The organism is Achromobacter agilis, from assembly GCF_900496965.1.
GTDB lineage: Bacteria > Pseudomonadota > Gammaproteobacteria > Burkholderiales > Burkholderiaceae_B > Achromobacter > Achromobacter agilis.
This window is the reverse complement of record NZ_UFQB01000010.1, coordinates 126,223-149,945: the sequence shown is the minus strand read 5'-3', so window position 1 is coordinate 149,945 and position 23,723 is coordinate 126,223. Positions and strand designations below refer to the sequence as shown.

The 23,723-nt window shown below is 68.3% G+C and carries 19 protein-coding genes; 6 read left to right on the top strand and 13 right to left on the bottom strand.

Annotated features, from left to right (window positions below):
• Positions 1-117 precede the first annotated feature (117 nt).
• Complete coding sequence (locus tag AGI3411_RS30390) at positions 118-1,518, top strand: GGDEF domain-containing protein (protein ID WP_244240355.1); 1,401 nt, start codon at positions 118-120, stop codon at positions 1,516-1,518.
• An 18-nt stretch (positions 1,519-1,536) separates the two neighbouring features.
• On the opposite strand, the gene AGI3411_RS14185 is transcribed toward AGI3411_RS30390, so the two are convergent.
• Positions 1,537-2,733, bottom strand: a complete 1,197-nt coding sequence (locus AGI3411_RS14185) for an MFS transporter (RefSeq protein ID WP_129528001.1) — start codon at positions 2,731-2,733, stop codon at positions 1,537-1,539.
• A gap of 91 nt (positions 2,734-2,824) precedes the next feature.
• Between AGI3411_RS14185 and AGI3411_RS14180 the strand changes: the two genes are divergently transcribed.
• Positions 2,825-3,280 carry an Lrp/AsnC family transcriptional regulator gene (locus tag AGI3411_RS14180; protein ID WP_129528000.1) on the top strand — a complete coding sequence of 152 codons (456 nt, stop codon included), beginning with the start codon at positions 2,825-2,827 and terminating at the stop codon, positions 3,278-3,280.
• A 15-nt stretch (positions 3,281-3,295) separates the two neighbouring features.
• On the opposite strand, the gene AGI3411_RS14175 is transcribed toward AGI3411_RS14180, so the two are convergent.
• The 4 genes from AGI3411_RS14175 to AGI3411_RS14160 all read right to left on the bottom strand — a co-directional run bounded on the left by AGI3411_RS14175 (position 3,296) and on the right by AGI3411_RS14160 (position 9,387).
• Entirely contained in the window at positions 3,296-4,465 is a 1,170-nt protein-coding gene (locus tag AGI3411_RS14175) for a metallophosphoesterase (RefSeq protein WP_129527999.1), read from the bottom strand.
• Between the two features lie 90 nt (positions 4,466-4,555).
• Positions 4,556-5,782, bottom strand: coding sequence for an alpha-hydroxy acid oxidase (locus AGI3411_RS14170; RefSeq protein ID WP_129527998.1), 1,227 nt, complete (start codon positions 5,780-5,782; stop codon positions 4,556-4,558).
• A 103-nt stretch (positions 5,783-5,885) separates the two neighbouring features.
• Positions 5,886-6,749 (bottom strand): archaetidylserine decarboxylase, encoded by an 864-nt coding sequence (gene asd / locus AGI3411_RS14165; protein ID WP_129527997.1) that lies wholly within the window; start codon positions 6,747-6,749, stop codon positions 5,886-5,888.
• A gap of 283 nt (positions 6,750-7,032) precedes the next feature.
• Positions 7,033-9,387 carry a cytochrome P450/oxidoreductase gene (locus AGI3411_RS14160; protein ID WP_129527996.1) on the bottom strand — a complete coding sequence of 785 codons (2,355 nt, stop codon included), beginning with the start codon at positions 9,385-9,387 and terminating at the stop codon, positions 7,033-7,035.
• A 114-nt stretch (positions 9,388-9,501) separates the two neighbouring features.
• On the opposite strand from AGI3411_RS14160, the gene AGI3411_RS14155 reads away from it, so the two are divergent.
• A complete protein-coding gene (locus AGI3411_RS14155; protein WP_129527995.1) occupies positions 9,502-10,335 on the top strand; it encodes an IclR family transcriptional regulator in 834 nt (277 codons plus the stop codon).
• A gap of 22 nt (positions 10,336-10,357) precedes the next feature.
• Here AGI3411_RS14155 and AGI3411_RS14150 read toward each other — a convergent pair whose 3' ends face one another.
• The 6 genes from AGI3411_RS14150 to AGI3411_RS14125 form a co-directional block, all read right to left on the bottom strand.
• Positions 10,358-11,992: an ATP-binding cassette domain-containing protein gene (locus AGI3411_RS14150; protein ID WP_129527994.1), complete on the bottom strand. Its 1,635-nt coding sequence runs from the start codon at positions 11,990-11,992 to the stop codon at positions 10,358-10,360.
• Positions 11,993-12,119: 127 nt separating this feature from the next.
• The gene (locus tag AGI3411_RS14145) at positions 12,120-13,136 is read right to left on the bottom strand and encodes a serine hydrolase (RefSeq protein ID WP_244240354.1); all 1,017 of its coding nucleotides are present in this window, start codon (positions 13,134-13,136) and stop codon (positions 12,120-12,122) included.
• A gap of 182 nt (positions 13,137-13,318) precedes the next feature.
• Positions 13,319-14,188, bottom strand: coding sequence for an HpcH/HpaI aldolase/citrate lyase family protein (locus AGI3411_RS14140; protein ID WP_129527993.1), 870 nt, complete (start codon positions 14,186-14,188; stop codon positions 13,319-13,321).
• A gap of 10 nt (positions 14,189-14,198) precedes the next feature.
• On the bottom strand, positions 14,199-14,918 hold the full coding sequence (locus AGI3411_RS14135) for a response regulator transcription factor (protein WP_129527992.1): 720 nt from the start codon (positions 14,916-14,918) through the stop codon (positions 14,199-14,201).
• 330 nt (positions 14,919-15,248) lie between these two features.
• Positions 15,249-15,728, bottom strand: a complete 480-nt coding sequence (locus tag AGI3411_RS14130; RefSeq protein ID WP_129527991.1) for a hypothetical protein — start codon at positions 15,726-15,728, stop codon at positions 15,249-15,251.
• Between the two features lie 109 nt (positions 15,729-15,837).
• Positions 15,838-16,437: a GNAT family N-acetyltransferase gene (locus AGI3411_RS14125; protein ID WP_129527990.1), complete on the bottom strand. Its 600-nt coding sequence runs from the start codon at positions 16,435-16,437 to the stop codon at positions 15,838-15,840.
• A 110-nt stretch (positions 16,438-16,547) separates the two neighbouring features.
• On the opposite strand from AGI3411_RS14125, the gene AGI3411_RS14120 reads away from it, so the two are divergent.
• Entirely contained in the window at positions 16,548-17,789 is a 1,242-nt protein-coding gene (locus AGI3411_RS14120; protein ID WP_129527989.1) for an NAD(P)/FAD-dependent oxidoreductase, read from the top strand.
• Here the strand turns inward: AGI3411_RS14120 and AGI3411_RS14115 are convergent.
• Entirely contained in the window at positions 17,780-18,919 is a 1,140-nt protein-coding gene (locus AGI3411_RS14115) for a 3-deoxy-7-phosphoheptulonate synthase (protein ID WP_129527988.1), read from the bottom strand. The two genes, AGI3411_RS14120 and AGI3411_RS14115, sit on opposite strands and share 10 nt — an antisense overlap.
• Before the next feature lie 238 nt (positions 18,920-19,157).
• On the opposite strand from AGI3411_RS14115, the gene AGI3411_RS14110 reads away from it, so the two are divergent.
• Both AGI3411_RS14110 and AGI3411_RS14105 read left to right on the top strand, forming a co-directional pair.
• A complete protein-coding gene (locus tag AGI3411_RS14110; protein ID WP_129527987.1) occupies positions 19,158-20,384 on the top strand; it encodes an EAL domain-containing response regulator in 1,227 nt (408 codons plus the stop codon).
• Between the two features lie 192 nt (positions 20,385-20,576).
• The gene (locus AGI3411_RS14105; protein WP_129527986.1) at positions 20,577-21,887 is read left to right on the top strand and encodes a ferredoxin reductase family protein; all 1,311 of its coding nucleotides are present in this window, start codon (positions 20,577-20,579) and stop codon (positions 21,885-21,887) included.
• Positions 21,888-21,931: 44 nt separating this feature from the next.
• Here the strand turns inward: AGI3411_RS14105 and AGI3411_RS14100 are convergent, their stop codons facing one another.
• Complete coding sequence (locus AGI3411_RS14100) at positions 21,932-23,581, bottom strand: mucoidy inhibitor MuiA family protein (protein ID WP_244240353.1); 1,650 nt, start codon at positions 23,579-23,581, stop codon at positions 21,932-21,934.
• Between the last annotated feature and the right edge of the window lie 142 nt (positions 23,582-23,723).

Below are 23,723 nucleotides of genomic sequence, written 5' to 3'. Positions count from 1 at the left end.
TCGCACGTATACTGGCCGCGAGTCCGAGCCGGACGCTCCGGCATTGCCGCCGCCATGGGCTGTGCGGCGCGCAAGGCGGGCAGGCAGGTCCGCCGCCCTTCCATCGATTGCAGAGCCATGCGAAGTTCATCGTCCAATGATGCGGCCGGCGCCCAGGCGCTGCCTGCGGAAGACGCCCGTATCCTTAGCGTTGCCAGCGGCATCCTGGGCGTGGAGCCCGATGCCCGGTATTTCGAGATGCTGGTTCGCCGCGCGGTCGAGGACATGGGAGCGGACTATGCCTGGGTGCGGCTGGACAGCGATGGCAGCGCGGACCTGATCGCCAGCACGAGTTGCCGCGCCGGCGCGCCGGCCGGCCCCGAGGGCGCTGCCTCCGCTCTGCAATCCCGGCTGGCGGACGGCGCGTCATTCGAATGCCTGGATGGCATGTCCGGGAACCATCCCTGGATCGCCCAGGCGGGGGTGCGCGCATGCGTCGCGCGCAATCTTCGCGATCTGAACGGAGCCGTATGCGGCCATATCGCTTTTGCCTTTAAGCAAGCGCCGGCCAGCGTATCGGCCTATGCCGATGTCTTGGCCATGCTGGGCGCGTTCGCCCAGCACGCCGTGTTGCCGGCGATGGCGCGCAAGCGCGAACTGACGCATCTGCGCGACGTGGTGGCCCAATACGAGGCCCTGTTCCAGGCGGCGCCCGTGCTGATCAACGCGTTCGGCCCCGGCGGCCAGTGCACGCTGTGGAACGAAGCCTGCGAGCGGCGCTTCGGATGGTCGGAGGCCGAGGTCAAGGCATACCAGGACCCGCTGGCGCTGTTCTATCCGGACCCGCATATCCGGGCGCAAGTGATCGATAGCGTCGGGCCGCAGCCGAGCCGCGCATTCCGCGAATGGCATCCGTGCACGCGCTCCGGAGAGCGGCTCGCGGTGCTGTGGTCGAACGTCCGCCTGCCTGACGGCATGGTGGTCAACATCGGCATGGACATGACGGAAAGCCGGCGCACGGAAGCGGCGCTGGCGCGCATGGCGCGGGTCGACAGCCTGACGGGCTGCTGGAACCGCGCGGAGATCCTCAAACGCGTGGAGGACCGGCTGGCCGGCGCCCGGCGCGGCGAGGGCGGCCTGAATACGGCGCTGATGTTGGACCTGGACTACTTCAAGCAGGTCAATGACCGCTACGGGCATCTGGGCGGCGATACCGCCTTGCGGCACTTCTGCGACCAGTTGCGTGCCTGCGTGCGGGACGGCGATTCGATCGGGCGGCTGGGGGGCGAAGAATTCCTCGTGCTGCTCATCGATGCCGACATGGACGTGGCGCATGCGATCTGCACCCGCTTGCGCATGAGCCTGCGGCAGCATCCCGTGGATATCGACGGCGAAGCGGTGGCGCTTTCGGTCAGCGGCGGCATTGCACGGTTTGCGGACGGCGACGCGAGCGCGTCGGACGTGCTGCGGCGCGCCGATTTCGCGCTCTACCAGGCCAAGCGGGCCGGACGCGACTGCGCGGTGGAATATCGGGTCTGAGGCCTGTGGTCCGGCCGTTCAGGCGGCGGCTTCGCCGCGGGCGGCGCGCCCGCCGTTCAGCCGCCAATGCAGGCCGACGGCCGCAGCGGCCAGGGCGGCGGCCGCGACGAGGCCCAGGGTTTCGAAGCCGGCGTGCGTATAGATCGTGCCGGCGACCGCGGTGCCGACGCTGGCGCCCAGGTAGGTGGTGCAGGTATTCAGGCCCAGCACCGCGCCGCGCTCGTCCGGCCGGGCGCGGGAGAGCAGCAGCACCAGCAGGTTCAGGCTGAGCTGGGACGCGGCGCCCCACAGCGTGGCGATCGCGAGCACCGCGGCCAGCGAATGCGCCGCGGGCAGCAGGCCCGCATAGACCAGCGCGATGACGCCCAGGGCCAGCGGCAAGGCGCGGCGCGGACCCACGCGCTCGATCAGCGGCGTGCCCGCGACGCCGGCCAGCAGGAATCCCGCGCCGTAGACGAAGGCGATAAAGCCGACCTGTCCGGCGGACAGCGCGAGCAAGGCGCGCACGTGGTCGGCCAGGAACGCGTAGACACCGTAGAAGGCCGAGGAAAAGGCCAGGCAGCCCAGCAGCAGGGCGGGCACGTCGCGGTACGAGAGGGGCGCCAGCAGGCGCGACAGGCGCAGCGGGCCGGGATTGGCCGCGCGGCGTTCAGGCAGCTTGCGCAAACCCAGCACGGCGATCGCGGCGCACAGCGCCAGCGTAGCGTAGGTCGCGCGCCAGCCCATGGCGTCGGCGATCAGCGCGGATAGCGGCACGCCGGCCACCAGCGACACCGACCAGCCCGCGATCACCCGGCCCAGCGTGCGCGCTTCCTGCCCGGGCGGCGCGACCAGCGAGGCCGAACCATAGGCGGCGGGCAGGATGACGCCGGCGGCCGCGCCCGCCAGCGCCTGGGCCAACGTCAGCACGATCCAGTGCGGCGCCGCCGCGGACAGGATCAGGGCGGCGATCAGGGCGGCCATGGCGCCCAGCAGCGCGCGCCGGATGCCGATGCGGTCGATGCGCGCGGCGAGGAAGAAGGCGCTGGCCGCCGTGGCCGCGCCGTACGCGGAAATGGCGGTGCTGATGGTCAGCGGGGACGTCGAGAATGAGGCCGCGACATCGCTCAGGATGGGGCTCAGCGCCAGGCCATTGGAGCCGACGACGCTGACGGCGAACATCAGGGCGGGAACGGAAGAAACGGGGCGGGCGCTGCGGGTGCTACGGTTATGCATCCCGGAATTTTATTGGAATAAAATAAGGGTTAACGCTTATATTTCCTTATTCCATAAAAGTTCGAATGCCGTTCGGCAGAATGCAATTCCAATGTCAGACCTAGACGACCGCGACCGAAAATTGTTAACGCTGCTGGCCGCAGATGCCACGCCCAGCTACGCGGAGCTGGGCAAAATGCTGAACCTTTCCGCCCCGGCGGTGCACGAACGCGTCAAGCGGCTCAAGCGCGACGGATTGATCAAGGGCATCGCCGCCAAGCTGGACGGCGCCAGGATCGGCCGGCCGCTGCTGGCTTTCGTGCATGTGGACACCAACAACTGGAGCATCACGCAGCAGGTGCTGGGGCTGGCGGAGCTGACGGAAGTGGAAGAGATCCACACCATCACGGGCAAGAGCGCGATGCTGCTGAAGGTGCGGGTGCGCGACACTCAGGCGCTGGAACTGCTGCTGGCGCGCATCCACCAGATCGAAGGCATCACGAACACCACGAGCGATATCGCGCTGACCAGCTACCTGGAGCGCGGTCCGTTGCCGGACAATGCCTGACGCGGAGCGCCCCGCTCAGCGGGCCGGCGCCGCGCGCAGCCGCAGGCGCGTGATTTCGGAGGGCGCGCCCAGGCGTTTGGGAGGGCCCCAGTAGCCTGTGCCCCGGCTGGTATAGACCCACATATTGCCCATCCGGTGCAGTCCGGCCGTGTACGGCTGCTGGAAGCGCACGAAGAATCCCCACGGAAAGAACTGGCCGCCATGGGTGTGGCCGGAAAGCTGCAGGGTATAGCCCAGCGGCTCGGCCGCCGCCGCGCTGCGGGGCTGGTGCGCCAGGAGGATCTTGGGCAGGGCGTCGGCGGGCGCCCCGGACAGCGCGGCCAGGGGATTGCTGCGCTGCTGCGGATCGAAGGAGCCGGCGCTGTAGTCGGTCACGCCCGCCACCACGACCGGCAGGCCGGCGGGATGGATCACGGCGTGCTCGTTCATCAAGACACGCAAGCCCAGGCGGCGGAACTCCGCGACCCAGGGTGTGGCGCCTGAATAATATTCGTGGTTGCCCGTGACCAGATAAACGCCGTAGGGCGCCCGCAGCTCACCGAGCGGGCCGGCTTGGGCAGCCAGATGCTCGACGCTGCCGTCGACCACGTCGCCCGTGATCGCGATCATGTCGGGCAATTGCTCGTTGACGGCGTCGACGATGGCCTGCACGTAGCGCTTCTTGATGGTGGGGCCGACGTGGATGTCGCTGATCTGCACGATGGTGAAACCGTCCAGGTCCGCGGGCAGCCCGGCGATGGGGACATCCACGTCGATGACGCGCGCGCGGCGCCGCGCGTTGTACAGGCCGACCAGCGTGCCGGCCAACGCCAGCGCGGCAACCGTCCAGGCGCTGGCCTGGCGCAACAGCGGCCACGGCAGCGCGGCGTCCACCGGCAGCGTGGCGAGCCAGGCCGCGAGCAGCAGCGCGTCGCGCAGCACGGTCAGCACGAACAGGGACGAAAACAGGCCCATGGCGAACAGCCCGACCCAGGCGATGCGGTCGCCCCACGGCGGGTGCACGGAAGAGCGGCCCAGCATGCCCAGGGGGATCAGGACGCAGGACAGCACCAGGGCGAGGATAGCGGCGGCGGTCCCTTCGCCGCCCAGCATGGCGTCGGGGATCAGGCGGGCGCCCACGTAAACGTGAGCCAGCGCGCCCAGGGTCAGGAAGCGCAGGAAAAATGAAGATTGGCGTAGGGACACTGGCGGCTCGGGAGGCACGCCCGCGGGTAAGGGCGGGGTGCGCGTGGCAAGAGAAACGCCATTCTATGCCGGGCCGGAGCCGCGCCTGTTTCAGTCCGCCGGCAGCGCTTCCCGCGCCAGCAGGTCTGCGTTCATTTCGCGGAGATCGTTGATGCCCAGCATCGCCATGTTGCGGTCGACCTCGGCGCGCAGCAGGCCGATGGCGTGCGAGACGCCGGCCTCTGCGCCGACCGCCGCCGCATAGTTGAACGGGCGGCCGACGAAGACGTACCGCGCGCCCAGCGCCAAGGCCTTGAGCACATCGCTGCCGCGCCGGATGCCGCTGTCCATCATTACGGTCATGCCGCCCGCCGCCGCGACGACCCCGGGCAGCGCGCGCAGCGGCGAGACCGCGCCGTCCAGCTGGCGCCCGCCGTGATTGGACACGATGATGCCATCCGCGCCGTGCCGCCTGGCCAGCGCCGCGTCCTGCGGATGCAGGATGCCCTTGATGATGAGCGTGCCGGGCCATTGCCGGCGGATGCGCGCCACGTGCTCCCAGTTCAAGTGGTCGCGGGCGGTGAAGTCGCGCAGCACCGATGCCGACACGATGGGCGCGCCGCGCGTGGCGAACGAGTTCTCGAAATGCGGCATGCCATGGGCCAGCAGCGTGCGCAGGAAGGTGCCGGCCAGCCAGCGCGGCCGCGTGATGCCGTCCCAGGCCAGCCGCAGGCCGGGCTTGAGCGGGGTGGAGAAACCCGTGCGCACATTGTTCTCGCGGTTGGCCGACACGGGGATGTCCACCGTCAGCACCAGGGTTTCGTAGCCCGCGCGGCGGGCGCGTTCGATCAGCGCGTCGATGCGCTGCGGATCGCCCGGCAGATAGGCCTGGAACCAGGTCCCGGGCGCTTCGCGGATGACGTCTTCCAGCGGAATCAGCGAGGTGCCGCTGAGGATGGCCGGAATGCCTTGCGCGCGCGCCGCGCGCGCCAGCACGATGTCGCCGCGATAGGCCGATAGCGCGCTGATGCCCATGGGCGCGATGCCGAACGGGGATTCATAGCGGCGTCCGAAGAGTTCGGTCTGCTGCGTGCGGCGCGATACGTCCACCAGCACGCGCGGGGCGAAGGCGTAGCGCGCGAACGCCTGGCGGTTGCTGTGCAGCGACTGGTTATCCTCCGCGGCGCCAGCGATATAGCCGAAGATGGGGCGAGGCAGGCGCCGGCGGGCGGCGGCCTCGAAATCGTCCAGCGAGAGCAGGCGCGCAAGCGAACGGGGCAGCGGCCGGGTGGCCGCAGCGGTGCCCGCGAGGGCAGCGGAGGTAAGGATAGATGTCATGGCGGGCCCGCAAAAGCCCGTAATCTAGCAACGCAGCTCTATCGCATAAAGCGAATAAATTCCGACATCCAATTTCGCTTTTTGCGAATAAGAGGAAATGGCCCTAGGCGGGCAGCGCCATCAGTTCACCCATGCGCACGGGGCCCAGCACCGACGGCGTGTCGGCCCAGCGGATCTTGCCCGGCCCGAACAGCACGATGGCGGTCGAGCCCAGCTTGAAGCGGCCCATTTCGGCGCCTTTCTCGAGATGGATGGGGGCGCGCGCGGCATCGTCGTAGCGGACGGATCTGACGCGGCGCTTGTGCGGCGTGACGAGGCCGGCCCACACGGTTTCGATGGAGGCCACGATCATTGCGCCCACGAGCACCACCGCCATCGGGCCGTGCTCGGTGTCGAAAATGCAGACGACGCGCTCGTTGCGGGCGAACAGGCGCGGCACGTTGCGCGCGGTCAGGGGGTTCACGGAGAACAGGCGGCCCGGCACGTGGATCATTTCGCGCAGGGTGCCGGCGGCCGGCATGTGCACGCGGTGGTAATCCTTGGGCGACAGATAGACGGTCGCGAATTCACCGCCCTGGAACGGCGCGGCGCGCTCGGCGTCGCCGCCCAGCAGGTCGGCCAGGCCGTAGGAGTGCCCCTTGGCCTGGAAGATGCGGCCGTGTTCGATCGCGCCCATCTGGCTGATGGCGCCGTCCGCGGGGCAGACCACCGAACCGGGATCGTCGTCGAGCGGGCGGGCGTCTTCCTTCAAGGCGCGGGTAAAGAAATCATTGAAGCAGTCGTAGGCCAACGGGTCTTCCTGCAAGGCCTCGCGCATGTCCACGCCGTAGCGGCGCACGAAACGCGAAATCATCCAGTTTTTGACCGCGGGTTCCCGGCAGTCGGAGGCATATCCGAAAAGGCGCGACACCAGGTGGTGGGGCGCGAGGTACTGGCTGGCGAGAAATAGTTGGTCTTTGATCGGCATCTAGGAGCGCTAAGAAAATACCCCGCTTGGTCCGCGGCATGAGCCGGCTCCGCGTGGAGCAGGCCTTCCATCGGGGACGGCGGCGTCAAAACATGCCCCCACGCCGCGCCCGCAGCGCGGACTTGCTTCCCCTGACGGGGCGCTTTTTGTCGTGGACTGGCCCGGAGACAAAAAACGCGTCCCGCCTGGTTGCGGGACGTCGTGTGAGCAAAGCGTGAATTGTAATGCTTTCAGGCGCGCTTCAGGCAGCCGGATTGCGCCTTTGGGCGGGGGCGGCGGCGCGCTATAGCTCCAGCACGATGCGGCCGCCCTGGGCGCGGGAGCAGCAGGCCATCATGCGGTTGCCCGCCGCGCGCTCGTTGCGGGTCAGGACCACGTCGCGATGGTCGACCGCGCCGCCCAGCACGCGCACTTCGCAGGATCCGCAAAGCCCTTCTTCGCAGTCGCTTTGCACGTCGATGTTGGCGCCGCGCAATGCGGCGAGCAGGGTTTGGCCGGCCGGCACCTGCACGACGATGCCGGAATCCTTGAGCTCCGCCTCGAACGCGTGTTCCCTGGACGGGTCCAGCGTGGCGAGCGTGGAATGGAAATGTTCTACGCGCAGGGAATCCTCGGGCCAGCCGGCGCAGGCCTGCTGCAACGCGGCGAGCATGCGCTCGGGGCCGCAGGCGTAGACCTGGGCGCCAGGCGTGGGCCGGCCCAGCAGGGCGGCGAAATCGTTGCGTCCGCCTTCGTCGCTGATGTGCAGATGCAGGCGTTCGCCGTGCAGTTGCGCCAGTTCGTCCAGCAGCGCCATGCATCCGCGCGTGCGGCCGCTGTAGTGCAGTTGGTAGTCCATGCCCAATTCACGCGCGCGCCGCGCCATGGCGCTGATGGGCGTGATGCCGATGCCGCCGGCGATAAAGACGAGGCTGGCCGCGCTTTCATCCATCCTGAAATGATTGCGCGGCCCGCGCGCCCGCAGGATGCCGCCGGGCCGTACGTGCTCGTGGATCCAGGCCGAGCCGCCGCGGCCCTGTGCTTCCCGGAGCACCGCGATCTCCAGCGTGCCCGGGGCTGCCGGGTCGCCGCAAAGCGAGTACTGGCGCGAGAGCCCCGTGTCGCCGCATTCGATGTCGATGTGGGAGCCCGGCGTCCAGCGCGGCAACGGCTTGCCGTCGGGCGATTCCAGGCGGATCCGCGCGATGCCGTCGGCCGCGCGCGTGACCGACGCGACGCGCAGCTTGCGGCTGATGGCGTGCGTGGACGGTTCGCCGATGCGCACCGGTTGGCGCTGGGAGAGCAGGGCGGAGTCGCGGCGTTCGGGGTTGTCCGCCGGGTCCCATTCGACCCACAGGTGCTCGGGCCCGCGGAACGAGGTATTGGGCACATAGGTGAACTGCTGCTCGGCCAGGCGCAGGTGCGGCAGCCGGCGGGTCAGCTCTTCAAGGAAGATCTGCATTTCCATGCGCGCCAGGTTCTTGCCCATGCATTGGTGCGCGCCGTAGCCGAAGGTCAGCTGGTCGCTGGCGTTCTCGCGGCGGATGTCGAAGAAGTCGGCGTCGGTGAAATGGCGTTCGTCATGGTTGGCCGACGACGATACGATCAGCAGCCTGGCGCCCGCCGGGATCGCCACGCCGGCGATCTCGGTGTCGCGCGTGGCCAGCCGCCGCCATGCCGCGACCGAACCGTTGTGGCGCAGGCATTCCTCGACCGCATTGGGCAATAGGCCCGGGTCTTCGCACAGTTCGCGCCAGGCGTCGGGGTGCTGCAGCAGCAGCTTGATCGCGTTGGCCGACGCATTGGCGGTGGTTTCGTGTGCCGCGACGATGCCCGCCATCATCATGGAATGCAGGTAGGAGTCGGTGACGACATCGGGCAGCTCCTGCTGCTTGCGGATGCCGTACTGCATCCAGCCGGGGGCGTCGGGATCCTGGCGCATCTTGTCCAGGATGCTGCCGGCCAGTTGCCAGAAGTTGCCCACCGCGTGGGCCACCGCCACCTGTTCTTCCGGCTTGGGCCGGCCCCAGGTATTGACGGTGTGCGCGATGGAGTAGGCGCGCAGGCGGTCCATGTCTTCTTCGGGCACGCCCAGAAAATGCAGGGCGACGGTGAGCGGCACTTCCCACAGCATCTGGTCGACCAGGTCGGCGCGGCCGTCGTCGATGAAGCGGTCCACGTACTCGCGGGTGAGGCGCCGCACCATGGGTTCGTGGTGCTTCAGGGCTTCCGGCGTGAACGGGTCCATCAGCGCGCGGCGGCGCGGCATGTGGGCCGGCTCGTCTTCGTTGACGAGGGTGCGGTTCATGGCATAGCCATAGCTGGCCAGCACCGCGTTGGCCTCCGGGCCGGTCGGGGTGATCTTTTCCAGCGCGATGGACGGGCTGAACGTATGGTTGTCGCGAAACACCGCCTTGATGTCGTCGTAACGGGTCACGACCCAATAACCCAGTTTGGGGCTGTAGAACACGGGCTCCTTGTCCCGCGCCCAGCGCACATACTCGGGGGGATCCTGCTGGTAGCCGTCGCCGAAGGGGTCGAACTCGGCGGCTGGCGCGCTGACGGGACAGCCTTGGGCCCGCGCGAGGGCGGCGTGGTCGATGGGACAGCCGCCGGCATTGCCGTTGACCGCAACTTCGGTTGGGGAAGAATGTGCCATGTCGATCACTCCGCATTACAATTGCGTAAATCATATACGCATAGCGTAAATTATCAATTGGGGTAACCTCCGGGCAGCATCCGCCGCGGGCCGCAGACCCATCCGATCGCCGACATGAACCAGACTTCCGACCCGTTCTCCGCCGCCGTCCCCGCCGAGCCTCCCCGCACGCGGGAACGGCGCCAGCGCGTGCAGGCCGCGGAAACCGGCATGGCCGTGCTGAAAGGGCTGGGCCGGCTGGGCGGCCGCGCCAGCCTCACGCTGCTGGCCTCCCAGGTGGGCGAAAGCCCGGCCAAGGTGCACCGCTATCTGGCGAGCCTGATGGAAGAAGGGCTGGTGTCGCAGGACGCCGCCAGCCAGCAGTACTTCCTGGGGCTGGAAGCGATGCTGCTGGGCCTGGCCGCCTTGCGCCAGGCCGATCCCATCCGGTTATCCGAAGGCGGGCTTATCCGCTTGCGCGAAGACCTGGAGGTGACGTGCTTCGTCGCTGTCATGGGCAACAAGGGGCCGACCATCGTGCGCTTTGAAGAGCCGGGCCTGCCCGTGACGGTGAACGTGCGGATGGGTTCGGTGCTGTCGATGCTGTGGTCCGCCACGGGCCGCGTGTTCCTGGCCCTGCAGGACGACGCGCGGGTTCGCGCGCTGGCGGAAGCCGAACTGGCGCGCGCGCCGGCCGAATTGCGCGAGCAGCTCGATTCCGAAGACCCCATCGGACATCTGCGCCGGCAGGTGCTCGAACAGGGCTGCGCCACGGTGCGCGATACCAATCTGAAGGGCATCAGCGCGGTGTCGGCGCCTTTGTTGAACCATAGCGGCCGGCCGTGCGCGGCGCTTACCGCATTGGGCGCGACCGGCGGATTCGATGCGACGCCCGATGGGCCGATCGCCCAAGCCGTACGCCGGGAAGCCGAGGCCGCGAGTCTCCTCCTGGGCTACCGGGCGGCCTGAAAAAAGGGCGCGGGCCGGGCGCTCAGGCCGCCTTCGCCGCCAGCTTGGTCTTGTAGAGCCAGTCTTTGTAGTCGTCCAGGTCGCCGTCGAAGGGGCTGACCTTGCCGTCGGCCACGATGATGAACTGGTCGGTGGTGGCGCGCAGCAGGTGGCGGTCGTGCGATACCAGCATCAGCGTGCCCTCGAACTGCGCCAGCGCATGGGTCAGCGCTTCGCGCGTTTCCAGGTCCAGGTGGTTGGTGGGTTCATCGAGCAGCAACAGGTTGGGGCGCTGCCAGACGATCAGCGCGAGCGCCAGCCGGGCCTTTTCGCCGCCGGAGAAGGGCGCGATGGAACTTGTGGCCATGGCGCCGTTGAAGTTGAAGCTGCCCAGGAAGTTGCGCAGCTCCTGTTCGCGAACGGTAGGAGCCGCCTTGGTCATGTGCCACAGCGGCGATTCGTCGTGGCGCAGCATTTCGACCTGGTGCTGAGCGAAGTAGCCGATGGACAGGCCCTTGTTGAATTGGGTCTCGCCAGCCAGGCCATCCAGCTCGCCGGCAATGGTCTTGATGAAAGTGGACTTGCCCGCGCCGTTGATGCCCAGCAAGCCGATGCGTTGGCCTGCCTGCAATGAAAAGTTGATGCCCGAGATGATGATCTTGTCCGAGGCGGCCTGGGCCTCGTCGCCGCCGCCGTTGCGATAGCCGGCGCTGACCCGGTCCATGGTCAGCAGCGGGTTGGGCGCGCGCAGCGGTTCGCGGAACTCGAACGAAAACTCCGCGGCGGCGCGCAGCGGGGCCACTTCTTCCATGCGGGCCAGCGCCTTGATGCGGCTTTGCGCCTGGCGCGCCTTGCTGGCCTGCGCCTTGAAGCGGTCGATGAAGGACTGCAGGTGCGCGCGCTGGCGCATCTGCTTTTCCATCATGCCCTGCGCCAGCTCCAGCTGCGCGGCGCGCTGGCGCTCGAACGACGAATAGTTGCCCGAATAACGCTTGAGCTTGCGTTCGTCGATGTGGACGATGACGTTCACTACGCCATCCAGGAAATCGCGGTCGTGGGAGATCACGATGAGCGTGCCCGGATAGCGCTTGAGCCAGTCTTCGAGCCAGATAATGGCATCGAGGTCCAGGTGATTGGTGGGCTCGTCCAGCAACAGCAGGTCGGACGGGCACATCAGCGCCTGCGCCAGGTTCAAGCGCATCCGCCATCCGCCGGAAAAGCTGGTCAGCGGCAGGTGCATCTGCGCCTGCGTGAAGCCCAGGCCGGTCAGCAGCTGTTCGGCGCGCGAGTGCACGGTGTAGGCGTCGGCATCGGCGAGCGCGGCGTAGATGTCGGCCATGCGCAGGCCGTTCTCTGCGCTTTCGGGTTCGGCCTCCAGCGCCGCCAGTTCGGCTTCCAGCCGGCGCAGCGTGACGTCGCCGTCGATGGCGTACTCGATCGCGGGACGGTCCAGCGCCGGGGTTTCTTGCGCAACGTAGGCCATGCGCCAGTTGGCTGGGAAGTCCAGGTCGCCCTGGTCCGCGTGCAACGTACCGCGCAGCAGCCCGAACAGGCTGGATTTGCCGGCGCCGTTGGCGCCGATCAGGCCGATCTTGTCGCCGGGGTTCAGAAGCAGGTCGACTTTGTCGAGCAGAGGCTTGACGCCGCGCGCGAGTGAAACTTGTTGGAAGCGGATCATGGATGGTGCGACAGGGGACGCGGCAGGGTTTCCGCCGGCCAGGTGCAGCGCAAAATAATTGGGGAAGAGGGCGCGCACAGGTGGCGCGGCGGACGGACGGACGGGCGTTCGTTCCGCGTAAAGGGCGCTATTGTACCGGGCCGGGCGCGCCGGGCGCGCGCGATGCCGTCGGTGACGGCAAGGTTAGGCGGCTAGCCAGCACCCGCCGCAGGCGAACCGCGTCGCCGAAGCGCGAGCCGCTGGTGCCCTGCGCGTTGAGCAGCACCATGGCCAGGTTGCGCGAGCCGACCTTGACCGCCATGACCAGGCAGTCGCCGGCTTCGCGGGTGGTGCCGGTTTTGGACACAAGAATGTCCCATTGCGGACGGCCCACCAGGATGTTGGTGTTGCGGAAGGTCTGGCCGGCGGCCTGGTAGCTGGTTTCGCCGGTGTATTGCCGGATCAGCGGCTGCGCGGAGATCGCCTCGAGCAGCTTGGCGAGATCTCTGGCCGACGACAGGTTTTCGTTGGACAGGCCGCTCGGTTCGGCGAAGCGGGAGTCGGTCATGCCCAGCGCGCGGGCTTCGGCGTTCATCGCCGCGACGAAGGCGGCCATGCCGCCGGTATAGGTGCGCCCCAGGGCCTGCGCGGCGCTGTTTTCGGAAGGGACCAGCGCCAGGCGCAGCAAATCGGCCCGGCTCAGTTTGGTGCCGGCCGTCAGGCGCGAGGGCAACTCACTGGCGGAGCGGGTATCGCTGGCGTCGATGGTGATGATTTCGTCCATGGGCAAGCCGGCCTTGACGAGCGTCAGCGCCGCCATGAGCTTGGTAATGGACGCGATGGGCCGCACGACGTCCTCGTTGCGCGCGAACAGCACTTCGGAGGTGTCCATGTCCTGGACCAGGATCGTGCTGGACTTGAGCTTTTCGATTTCCTTGGCCGGGTTGCGCGTGACCAGCGAGGCGTTGGCGGCAGCGTCCGGGTCCTGCGGTTCGGGCTGCGCGCCCCAGCGCTGGACCGCGATGCGCTTACCGTAGCCATGCAGGCACATCGGCAGGGAGGGTTGCGAATTGCAGGGGTGGAAATTGGCGGCCTGGGCCTGCGCCGTTGCCGGCAAGCCCGCCGCGGCGGCCCATAGCGCCGCCGCGCATAATGACATCGACATTTGCCGCAAGACCAGCGCCACGACCGCTCCCCGATTCACCGGCCCGCGCCTGGCGGCGCGTTACCGGCAATATGTATTTGAAAGCTGATATTACAGCGACTGCTGCGGTTGTCGCCGCCGTATTTGCCCGCCCGCATGCCGGCGAAGCCTTCGCGGGTGATTTCGTCTTCCGTCCGGGCGCGCTAGGCGCGCGCGATGGCTTCGGCCAGCGCCAGCACGCGTTCGGCCTCGCGCGCGTGCAGGTTTTCCACCAATGTGCCGTCGACCACGGCCACGCCCAGGCCGGCGGCCTGCGCGGCCAGCCAGGCGTCCAGGCGCTTGCGCGCGGCGGCGAGTTCTTCTTCCGTGGGGGCGAAAGCGGCGTTGGCCGCCGCGATCTGGTTGGGATGGATGAGCGTCTTGCCGTCGAAGCCCTGGTCGCGTCCCTGTTTGCAGGCCGCGGCCAAGCCCGCGTCGTCGCGCAGGTCCAGGTGCACGCCGTCCAGCACGGCCAGGCCGTGGGCCCGCGCCGCCATGACGGCAAGCGAGCGGGCCAGTAGGGTTTCGTCGCGCGACGGGGTGTGGCGCGCATGCAGGTCCTTCACCAGGTCCGACGTGCCGACGACGATGGCGGCCAGCCTGAGATGGCCAGAGGCGATGGCGTCCAGCCGCAGAAATCCCAAAGGCGTTTCCGCCATGGCCCACAAGGGCAGGCTGCCGGGCGCGCCGGCCGCGTCCAGCGCCTGCGCCAGCGCGTCGAGCTCGGCGGCCGATTGCACCTTGGGCAGCAGCACCGCGTCGGCGCCCGCCTGGGCGATGGCCTGGATGTCGTCCCGGCCCCAGGGGGTGTCCAGCGCATTGATGCGCACCACGCATTCGCGGCGCCCATAGCCGCCGGCGCGCAGGGCCGCGGCAACCTGTTCGCGGGCCAGCGCCTTGGCGTCGGGCGCGACGGCGTCTTCCAGGTCGAGGATCAGGACGTCGGCGTTCAAACTGCGCGCCTTGTCCAGCGCACGCGCGTTCGCGCCGGGCATATAAAGGACGGAGCGGCGGGGGCGGATGACGGAATTCATGGGACGGACCTCAATGCTTGGCGTTGCCGACGATCTGCACGGGAACGGTGCACACGTAGCCCACGCCGTATACGGTGCGGATGCCGATGTCGCCGCCTGTCTGCGCGCGCAGCTTGCGCCGCAGGCGGTGCATATGGGCGTCGAGCCGGTGGGTGTCGTAGGCTTCGGCGCTGGCGCCCAGGGCTTCGATCAGGCGGGTGCGCGACAGCGGCAGGGGCGCCGCCTGGATCAGGGCGCCGATCAGCCGGCTCTCGGTATCGGTGATGTCCACGCTGACCTGCTCGGGCGACAGCAGGATGCGGCGCGAGGGATCGAAGCGCCAGCCGATGGCGTTGGCCCCTGTGCTGCCGCCGGACGGAACGACGCGCAGACGGCGCGATAGCGCCACCAGGGTGGCACCCAGTTCGGCCAGGTTGACCGGCTTGGTCAGGTAGTGGTCGGCGCCCAGGCTCAGGCCAGACACCTTATCTTCGCTCAGCAGGCGGCCGGTGAGCATGATGATCCCCATGGACGGGAAGGACGTGCGCAGGTGCGAGACGCGGGTCAGCGCGTCGCCATCGGGAAGCATGGCGTCCAGCACGAGGATGTCCGGCGTGGCGGTCAGCAGCAGACGATCCAGCTCCGCCAGGGAACCGGCGGTGAAAATGGCGCTGTCCACGCCTAGGCCGTGGATGTATTCGGCGATGGTATCGCGCCAATCCCCGTGGTCATCGACGATGATGATTGTCACGGCGACGCCAGCGCCAGCGGTTTCGCGCGACGCGCTCCATGGGCAAACACGCTATCCGCTCCTTTCATATGAGGCTTCTTATCGGGGCCGCTCGCAGGGCTGGCTGGGCCTGGTCGCCTCTGCGTCGCCCGCGCCTGCGGAGAATATCACCAACGCCATTGCGGCGCCGCAGCGAGGATCAAGGATCCCATCTGGCCGCGGAAGAATCATGGGGTGGTCAAAAAATGAGCAGCCCGGTCCGCATCGCCCGAACGGCCATCAGCCGTGTGTACGACGCCGGTTTATCCACAGAAATTGTGGATAAACACCGACGCTGTGGATACCTGCTTTTTACGTAGGCAGATGCTCCACCGGAACGCCGGGCGGCACCTTGCGCAGGCGGTCCCGTTCGATGCGCACCGCGGCGAACCGCGACTTGCGGGCCGCAGCGTTCTGCAGCAGGACCGACAGCACCGCGCCTTTGTCCTGGATCCACTGGGTTTTGCCCCGCAGCAATTTCATGGCGTTCTCAGCCGTGCCAAGGCGGTATGAGGTGGCGTCGATCTGGACGGCGTGCTTGCCGTCGAACAGTGACGCTTCCTGTTCGGTGAGCGCGGCGGCATCGAGGTTGCTGCTGTCGTGGTCGATGCGATAGACAAACTTCAAGCCGCTATGCGGATCCTGCACGACGATGAGTTTGTCCGAGCCGGAAACGTCGGACAACATGCCGATCACCGGAGACTCGACCAACTGGTTGCCGCGCTGCTCTTCCGTGTAGAGGAAAATGGTGGGGCGCGCCTGCGCGCCGAAGACGGGGGGTGTGCGATCCATACCTGACGAAATGAGTGCGAGGGGCGGGCGCGTCGGCCCGGACAAGCTGAGAAAAGAACGAAAGGCGCCGCCGGTGCCCGCGCAAGGCTCAGGTCAGTGTGAACAGGCCCTAGGCGGGACGGCGCAGGCGTGCCAACAGGCGCGCTTTGACCGAAGGCCAGTCTTCGTCGAGGATAGCGAAGTAGACCATGTCGCGGGCGCGGCCGGACTGCGCGATCAGGTGCTTGCGAAACACGCCTTCCTCCACGCCGCCGATGCGGAGTATGGCCTGCCGGGACTGCGCATTGCCCAACTCCGTTTTGAACACGACGCGTATGATACCAATTGTTTCAAAAGCGTGCTGCAATAACAGGAATTTGGCTTCGGTGTTGGCGCCCGAGCGCTGGCTGGAAGGCGTCAGCCAGGTGGCGCCGATCTCCAGCCGCTTATGGGCGAGCGCGATGTCCATATAGCGGGTGGTGCCGATGACTTGGCCGTTGTCCTGGCGCACGATGACAAAGGGCAGGCAGGTTCCGTCGTGTTGCGCGGCCAGGGCGCGGTCCACGTAGCGCCGCATGTCGTCGGGCGTCTCGACGGGTTCGGGTTGAAGGCGCCAGAGCTCGGGATGCAGGCCGATCTGCGCGAGGTCGCCGGCGTGGCGCGGGGCCAGCGGTTCCAGGCGGACGATCCCGCCATCGAGCGTGACGGGCTGCAGGGAGGGCAAGGTCATGGCGCGTTCCTTTGAGGCGCGGCGCGCTTGGGCCTGGCTCCGCGCAGGAGAAGATTCTACGCCCTCGCGCAGGCTTGCCGAACCCGGGCGGCGAGCGCAGAATGCCGCGCATGAAAACAGACGTTGTGGTTCTCGGAGCGGGCATCGTGGGCGTCAGCACGGCGCTCCATCTCGTTGGGCGCGGCCGTTCGGTCGTGCTGCTGGACCGGCGCGCCCCGGGCGAGGAAACCAGTTATGGGAACGCGGGGCTGATCGAACGGGCCAGCGTGATCCCCTATGCGTTTCCGCGCAACTGGCGCAGCCTGTGGCGCTACGCCAGGAACAACACGCCGGACGTCAGTTATCACCCGCGCTTCCTGCCGCGGATCGCGCCTTGGCTGTTGCGGTATTGGTGGCATTCCGCGCCGGAGCGCCTGGCTCGGGCCGCCGAAGCGATGCTGCCCCTGATCGAACGCAGCGTGGCCGAGCACGACGCGCTCAAGGACGACGCGGGCATTGCCCATCTGTTCCGCCGCAACGGCTGGATCGACGGCGTCCGCACCGAAGCCGGCCTGGCGCAGGCTATCGCCGAGGCGCAGGCGCTGGCACCGTATGGCCTGGACTACCGCGTGCTGGACCGGCAGGCGCTGGCGGCCCTGGAGCCGTCGCTGTCTTCGCGCATGGCGGGCGCGGTGCACTGGCTGGATCCGGTCAACGTATCGGACCCGGGCGCGGTGACGAAGGGCTATGCCGCGCTGTTCGTGGCGCGCGGCGGGGTGTTGGCGCAAGGCGACGCGCGCAGCCTGCTGCGCGAGGGCAAGGGCTGGCGGGTGCAGGGCGATGGCGCAACGATCGAGGCCCGCGACGTGGTCGTGGCGCTCGGGCCCTGGTCGCCGGACGTGCTGCGGCCGCTGGGCTACCGCATCCCGATGGCGGTCAAACGGGGCTATCACCAGCATTTCGCGCTGGAGGACGGTGCCAGCTTGTCGCATCCGGTGGCGGATATCGAGAGCGGGTTCGTCGTGACGCCCATGACGCTGGGCGTGCGCCTCACGACCGGCGCGGAGTTCGCGTCCCGCGACGCGCCGCCTTCACCTATCCAGATCCAGCGCACGCGCGCGCTGGCCGCGCAGCTTCTGCCCCTGGGCGAGGCGGTCGAGCGGGAGCCGTGGATGGGGTGCCGGCCGTGCATGCCGGACATGCGGCCCGTGATCGGGCCGGCGCCGCGCCATCCCGGCCTGTGGCTAGCGTTCGGGCACGCGCATCACGGCTTCACGCTGGGCCCGGTGACGGGCAAGCTGCTGGCCTGCCTGGTCACGGGCGAGGCGCCGGACATGGATCCGGCGCCTTACCGCGCGGATCGTTACGCCTGAGCGGCGGATGCCGCTTTTTCGCGGCGGCGGCGCACGGCCTGCGCCAGCGTGTCCAGCACCGGCGCGGTCTGCGACCAGCCCAGGCAGGCGTCTGTAATGGACACGCCGTGGCGCAGGGGTTCCCCGGCTTTGAGGTCCTGGCGGCCTTCCTCGAGATGGCTTTCGATCATGACGCCGGTGATGCGGGCGTCGCCCTGGGCGAGCTGGGCCGCGATGTCGTTGGCCACGTCGACCTGCCGCAGGTGCGACTTGTTCGAATTGGCGTGCGAGCAGTCGATCATGACCTGTTCGCGCTGGCCCGCCTTGCGCAGCGCGGCGCAGCAGGCGTCGACGCTGGCGGCGTCGTAGTTCGGGCCTTGCTTGCCGCCGCGCAGGATGACGTGGGTGTCCTGGTTGCCGCGGGTTTCAAAAATGGCGGCCATGCCCATTTTGGTCATGCCCATGAAGGCGTGCTTGGCGCTGGCGGCGACCATGGCGTCGGCGGCGATCTGCACGCCGCCGTCGGTGCCGTTCTTGAAGCCGAGCGGACAGCTCAGGCCGGAACTGAGCTGGCGGTGGCTGGGGCTTTCGGTGGTGCGCGCGCCGATAGCGCCCCAGGAGATCAGGTCCGCGATGTATTGCGGGCTGAGCAGGTCCAGGAATTCAGTGGCGATGGGCAGGCCCAGGCCGCTGATGTCGAGCAGCAGTTCGCGCGCGCGGCGCAGGCCTTCGTTGATGCGGAAACTGCCATCCAGCCGCGGGTCGTTGATGTAGCCCTTCCAGCCAACGGTGGTGCGGGGCTTCTCGAAGTAGACGCGCATGACGATCAGCAGGTCCTGCTTGTGCTGGTCGGCGGCGGTGCGCAGCTGGCGGGCGTATTCCATGGCCTGGCCATGGTCGTGGATGGAGCAGGGGCCCACCACCAGCACCAGGCGGTCGTCGCGGCCGTGCAGCACGTCGGCGATTTCAGCGCGGCTGTACTCGACCAGCGTCTGGATCTCGGTGGACACAGGCAGTTCGTCTTGCAGGAGAGCGGGCGAAATCAGGGGCCGCACCGCGCTGATGCGGGTGTCGTCCGTGCGAGTGTTGTCCTGGGTGGAGTCGGCCGCGCCGACCTCGCGGTCGTGCAGGGGATCGTCAATGCGGGTCAAGGGAAGCTCCGTGCCGTGGATGCGGGAAAGACGGCCATTATCGCACCGCGGGAGCCGCCCAGCGACAGCCGGTTGCCTCCGTCCGGCTGATAACGCCATTTCTACGCCTATCGGCGATGTTGCTGCATTAACCCGTTAGCGATAAGGACAGGCGCCGCACGGATGCCTTAGCATTGTGGTGACAGAGTTCCCGCGGCCGCCTGCAAGGGCCCGCCCTATATGACTAGGACGGTAGACGATGCCTAAGACCAACGCCGGCGCGACCCGACGGATTCTCCTGGTGGAGGACCATCCCGTCGAACGCGCCTACCTGCAGAACCTGCTTTTGGCGCTTGGTTACCGGCGGGTCGCGGGCTTGGGCAGCAGCACCGAGGCCATCAGCGCGCTGGCGCGCCAGTTCTACGACGTGGTCGTCAGCGACATCGTCATGGGCGAGGGCGACGGCACGCGCCTGCCCAACGAGCTGCGGCGCCTGGTGGACGCCGGCCGGCTGAAGAGCATGCCGCCCATCATCTGGATCAGCAGCCTCAGCGATGAACTGCTGCAGTCGCACGTGCGCCTCGCCCTGCAGGCGGGGTGCCCCTCCGCGCAGGCGCTGTCCAAGCCGGTATCGCGCACGGCGATGCAGCAGGCGATCAAGGCCGCGTTGCGCAGCGTCGATGAAGACGATGCGGCATCGCCGCGGCAGAACGCCGTGCGGCGCGACGTAATGGAGGTGGCGCTCGGCCACGCGCTGATCACCGGCGCGGGCATGAGCGTGGTGCTGCAACCGCAGATGAGCCTGTCCACGGGCCGCGTGCTGGCGGCCGAGGCGCTGTCGCGCTGGGAGCATCCGGAGCTGGGCATCATCTCGGCGGCGGACTTCGTGCCCGCCGCGCACCGGCTGGGCCTGGACCGCATGCTGTTCAGCCGCGTGACGGACCGCGTGATCGACGTCCTTAAACGCATGCACGGCGAGGACATCGCCGTGCCCATCGCCATCAATGCCTCCGCCTCCACCTTGTGCACGCGCGACCTGCCGGGGCTGCTGGAACAGCGCGTCGGGCTGGCGGGGCTTCCGGCCCGGCTGGTCAAGGTCGAACTGACGGAGGACGAGCCCGTTACCGACTGGCTGGCCCTGTCGTCGGTCCTGAACCTGCTGCGGGTGCGGGGCTTCGAACTGGCGATGGACGATTTCGGGGCGGGCATCGCTTCCATGCGCCTGTTCTCGGCCATGCCGTTCACCGAGCTCAAGATAGACCGCGACTTCATCGTGCACATGCACCGCGAGCCCGCTTCGCGCGCGGTCGTGGCCGCCGCGATCGAGATGGGGCGGGTGCTCGGCCGCCGCGTGGTGGCCGAAGGCGTCGAGCACGAACGCGACGTGCAGCTGCTGCGCGAGCTGGGTTGCGACGTGGCGCAAGGCTACGGCATTTCCGTGCCGCTCGAGCCCGACGCCTTCATCGACTTCTGCCGCCAACACTGAACCCGGGCCCGGGGCATCGGGTATCCTGGCGCTTGCCGGGCGATTCCAGGCGGTTTCGATTCCGCGGGAAATTGACCCGGATCAAGCGGGCGGCCGGGCGCGGCCAAGCGCCATGCGCGGCGGAACTACCATTGATCCATGGCGGCCTGGCCAGTTGGCGGGGCCGCCGGTTCGAGATGGAGTGATGAATCGATGCGACGCATCCTGGTGGCAGTTCTATTGATTTCCCTGCTGGCGTGGGCCGGCGCCTACTGGGCCCAGCCGCCGGCGCAACTCAATATCTGGACCGCGCGCGACCAGCTTATCCTGCTGACGGGCCTGAGCGCCTATGCGCTGATGGCTCTGATCATGCTGCTGGCGGTGCGCCCGATGTGGCTGGAAAGGCGGCTTGATGGGCTGGACCAGATGTACCGCCTGCACAAATGGAGCGGCATCCTGGCCACCGTGCTGGCGGCGGCGCATTACCTGATCAAGATAGGCAAGCCGGTGCTGCTGGCCATGTTCGACCCCGTGGCCAAGACGCCGCGCACGGCCGCCTTGCTCGACGCGTTCCGGGGCTCGGCCAAGGACATCGGCGAATGGGCGGTGTGGATCCTGGCGGCCCTGGTGCTACTGACGCTCTGGCGCCGCTTCCCGTATCACATCTGGCGCCAGGTCCACCGCATTTCCGCCGTCATTTTCCTGGTGGTCGCCTTCCACGGTGTGGTGCTGACGCCGGCGGCCTGGTGGTCGCAGCCGGCAGGCTGGCTGGTGGGTGCCTGTACGGCCCTGGGCGGCGTCTGCGCCCTGATGGCGCTGACCGGCAGCATTGGGCGCGGACGGCGCTACAAGGGCCAGGTGCTGTCCATCAACCCGCTTTCGGACGACATCCTGTCGCTGACCTGCAGGGTGGAGGGCAACTGGCATCATCGCGCCGGGCAGTTCGCCTTCCTGACCGCCGACCGCCGCGAAGGCGCGCATCCGTTCACGGTGTCGGGCGCGGATGACGGCACGGGACGGGTGGAGTTTTCCATCAAGGCGCTGGGCGACTACACGCGGCGCCTGCAGAAGAGCCTGGCGGTGGGGCAGGCGGTGACGATCGAAGGGCCTTACGGCTGTTTCGACTTCCAGCGCGGCGACGGGCGCCCGCAGATCTGGGTGGCCGCCGGCATCGGCGTCACGCCCTTCATTTCATGGATGGAATCGCTGCAGTCGCAGCCCGAGAGCGCGCCGCTGGCCACGCTGTACTACTGCGCCCGCAACGCCGATGATGCCCCGTTCGCCGAGCGGCTCGAAGCGCTGTGCGCCCGCGTGCCGAAGGTGACGCTGCATGTGCGCTATAGCGATACCGAGCGGCCGCTGACGGCGGCCGAACTGGCGGCGGACCACAAGCCCGGCGCGCCCTGGCCCAGCGTGTGGTTCTGCGGGCCGATGGGATTCGCGGACGCGCTCAAGGACGGGCTGCACCGGCGCGGCATGCCGGTGAGCGAACTCTTCCACCAGGAAGCCTTCCAGATGCGCTAGCGCTTGCGCCCGCCTCAAGCTAGGCGTTGCCCAGGCGCCGGGCCTCAAAGGCCCGACACCTCGATGTCGCCGGGATATTCGACAGAGAACTTCAACACGGTTTCGCGGGACTTGCCCGGCTCCATTTCCCAGTCCCAGGCGAGCTTGCCGTCGTCTTCGCGCTTGATCTCGCGGTCGGCGGGCGACAGCAGCTTGACCACGATCTTCTCGTTGCGCGACACGGGCAGGCGGTCCTTGAAGGACACTTGTTCCTTGGTCGCCTTGTTGTTCTTCACGGTGATCTTGTACTCGTAAGTCACGCGCTTGCCGCTGCCCGAAAAGCCCGTGCTCTCGGTGTAGCGGTTCACCAGCTGGCGCTTGATCGAGATTCCCTCGTCCGCGCCCATCGCCAGTTCGACCTTCTCGCCCGGCATTACCGCCTTCAGGTTGCTGGAGGCGACGAAGGCGTCGTCCAGGAACGTATTCAGCGGGCCGGCCAGCAGAGGGAAGTCCGTGTTGTTGCTGGCCTGCGCGGTCAGGTAGACCGCTTCGCGCAGCGCGGGCGTGGCCTGGTACTGGAGCGTGGCCGGCAGCTTGGCGGTCGTGATGGCCACGCGCTGCGAGGCATTGTCGGATAGCAGGGTGGCGGGGTTCTTGATCTGGAACGAGGCGCTGGTGGCTTCGTTCTGCACCTGGGCGGTGGACACCGCGATGGCCTCGGGCTCGGGTTGGGCCGCGTCGAGCGCCCCGCCCGCGAAAGCCGGGCTGCTTCGCGCGCGGCGTTCGGCCGCGACTTCGGCCTGCATCTTGGCCACGGGCGCGGCGGCGGGACGGGGCGGAGGCGGCGGCGCCGCCACGTCGATGATCCAGGGCCGGAGCGTGGGCGCGCCGCCGCCCAGCGCGGGCCGGGCGGTGGACAGCGTGAGCTTGACGTTGTTCCAGTCTTCGCCCGTGTTCTGGCGGATGACGCCGAAGTAGCCCAGCTCCACGCTGCGGTCCGCCAAGCGCAGGCGCGCGTCGTAGGCGGGCGTCCAGCGCGCGCCAGCGACGGCGTAGGACAGGTTCAGGTCGAGCTTGCCCGCGCGGGCCAGGTTCACGCGCAGCGTCACTGTCTTGGTGCGGCGGCCGAGCGCGTTCTGCAGCTGGCCCAGCTCGTTCTGGAGCGCGGCGATGTCGCGATCCAGGGCGGCCTTCTGCTCGGCGACCCGGCGCAGGCCGGCGAGCGTCTTGGACAGCGTGTCCGCGCTCAGCGACTGGATGGCTTTCAACTCGTCCAGCGTCAGGCGCGCGCCATCCTTGGCGGGTTCGGTGGCGCCGCGCTGCATCATCAGCACCAGCTCGCGCTGGTTGTCCAGCACGGTGGCTTCATCGTCCAGCAGCGCCTGCCGGCCTTCCAGCCCGCGCAGCTGTTCTTCCAGCTGCTTGACGCGTTCGTTCGGGGTGTCGGCCTGATAGGCGTCGCGCACCTTCACATCCAGCAGCGTCGCCTGGCCGGTGCTCTTGGCGGACACCTGCAGGGAGTTCTCCTGCAGGGATGCGGGCAGTTTTTCCAGCACCAGCTCGTGTTCGCCGGCCGGCAATTCGCTGCTGGCGGCGCGGGTCACCACGGCGCGGTCCTGGTAGACGGTCACGGCGCCGATGGAAGAGGCCAGGCCGGCGGCCGCGCCCAGGCCGGGAATCGTCGCAAGGGCCAAGGCCAGGAGGGTACGTCGCACAGGGTCACCTTTCAGGGCAGGTTGGAGGGTCGGGGCGCCGCCGGAACCGGGGCCGGCTCGCCAAGCGCGCCAATGTACATTGCCGTCCGGACGGCAGGTTTACAGAAGGTATCAAACGCGACAGGGCGATACGGGAGGGCGT

What these genes read in the sequence shown, in the direction of transcription:
- AGI3411_RS14140 (WP_129527993.1), bottom strand. Translation starts at nt 14,188, where the DNA reads ATGAATTCCGTCATCCGCCCCCGCCGCTCCGTCCTTTATATGCCCGGC.
- AGI3411_RS14185 (WP_129528001.1), bottom strand. Translation starts at nt 2,733, where the DNA reads ATGCATAACCGTAGCACCCGCAGCGCCCGCCCCGTTTCTTCCGTTCCC.
- AGI3411_RS14130 (WP_129527991.1), bottom strand. Translation starts at nt 15,728, where the DNA reads ATGGATCGCACACCCCCCGTCTTCGGCGCGCAGGCGCGCCCCACCATT.
- AGI3411_RS14105 (WP_129527986.1), top strand. Translation starts at nt 20,577, where the DNA reads ATGCGACGCATCCTGGTGGCAGTTCTATTGATTTCCCTGCTGGCGTGG.
- AGI3411_RS14180 (WP_129528000.1), top strand. Translation starts at nt 2,825, where the DNA reads ATGTCAGACCTAGACGACCGCGACCGAAAATTGTTAACGCTGCTGGCC.
- AGI3411_RS14125 (WP_129527990.1), bottom strand. Translation starts at nt 16,437, where the DNA reads ATGACCTTGCCCTCCCTGCAGCCCGTCACGCTCGATGGCGGGATCGTC.
- AGI3411_RS14120 (WP_129527989.1), top strand. Translation starts at nt 16,548, where the DNA reads ATGAAAACAGACGTTGTGGTTCTCGGAGCGGGCATCGTGGGCGTCAGC.
- AGI3411_RS14160 (WP_129527996.1), bottom strand. Translation starts at nt 9,387, where the DNA reads ATGGCACATTCTTCCCCAACCGAAGTTGCGGTCAACGGCAATGCCGGC.
- asd (WP_129527997.1), bottom strand. Translation starts at nt 6,749, where the DNA reads ATGCCGATCAAAGACCAACTATTTCTCGCCAGCCAGTACCTCGCGCCC.
- AGI3411_RS14170 (WP_129527998.1), bottom strand. Translation starts at nt 5,782, where the DNA reads ATGACATCTATCCTTACCTCCGCTGCCCTCGCGGGCACCGCTGCGGCC.
- AGI3411_RS30390 (WP_244240355.1), top strand. Translation starts at nt 118, where the DNA reads ATGCGAAGTTCATCGTCCAATGATGCGGCCGGCGCCCAGGCGCTGCCT.
- AGI3411_RS14150 (WP_129527994.1), bottom strand. Translation starts at nt 11,992, where the DNA reads ATGATCCGCTTCCAACAAGTTTCACTCGCGCGCGGCGTCAAGCCTCTG.
- AGI3411_RS14110 (WP_129527987.1), top strand. Translation starts at nt 19,158, where the DNA reads ATGCCTAAGACCAACGCCGGCGCGACCCGACGGATTCTCCTGGTGGAG.
- AGI3411_RS14155 (WP_129527995.1), top strand. Translation starts at nt 9,502, where the DNA reads ATGAACCAGACTTCCGACCCGTTCTCCGCCGCCGTCCCCGCCGAGCCT.
- AGI3411_RS14145 (WP_244240354.1), bottom strand. Translation starts at nt 13,136, where the DNA reads ATGTCGATGTCATTATGCGCGGCGGCGCTATGGGCCGCCGCGGCGGGC.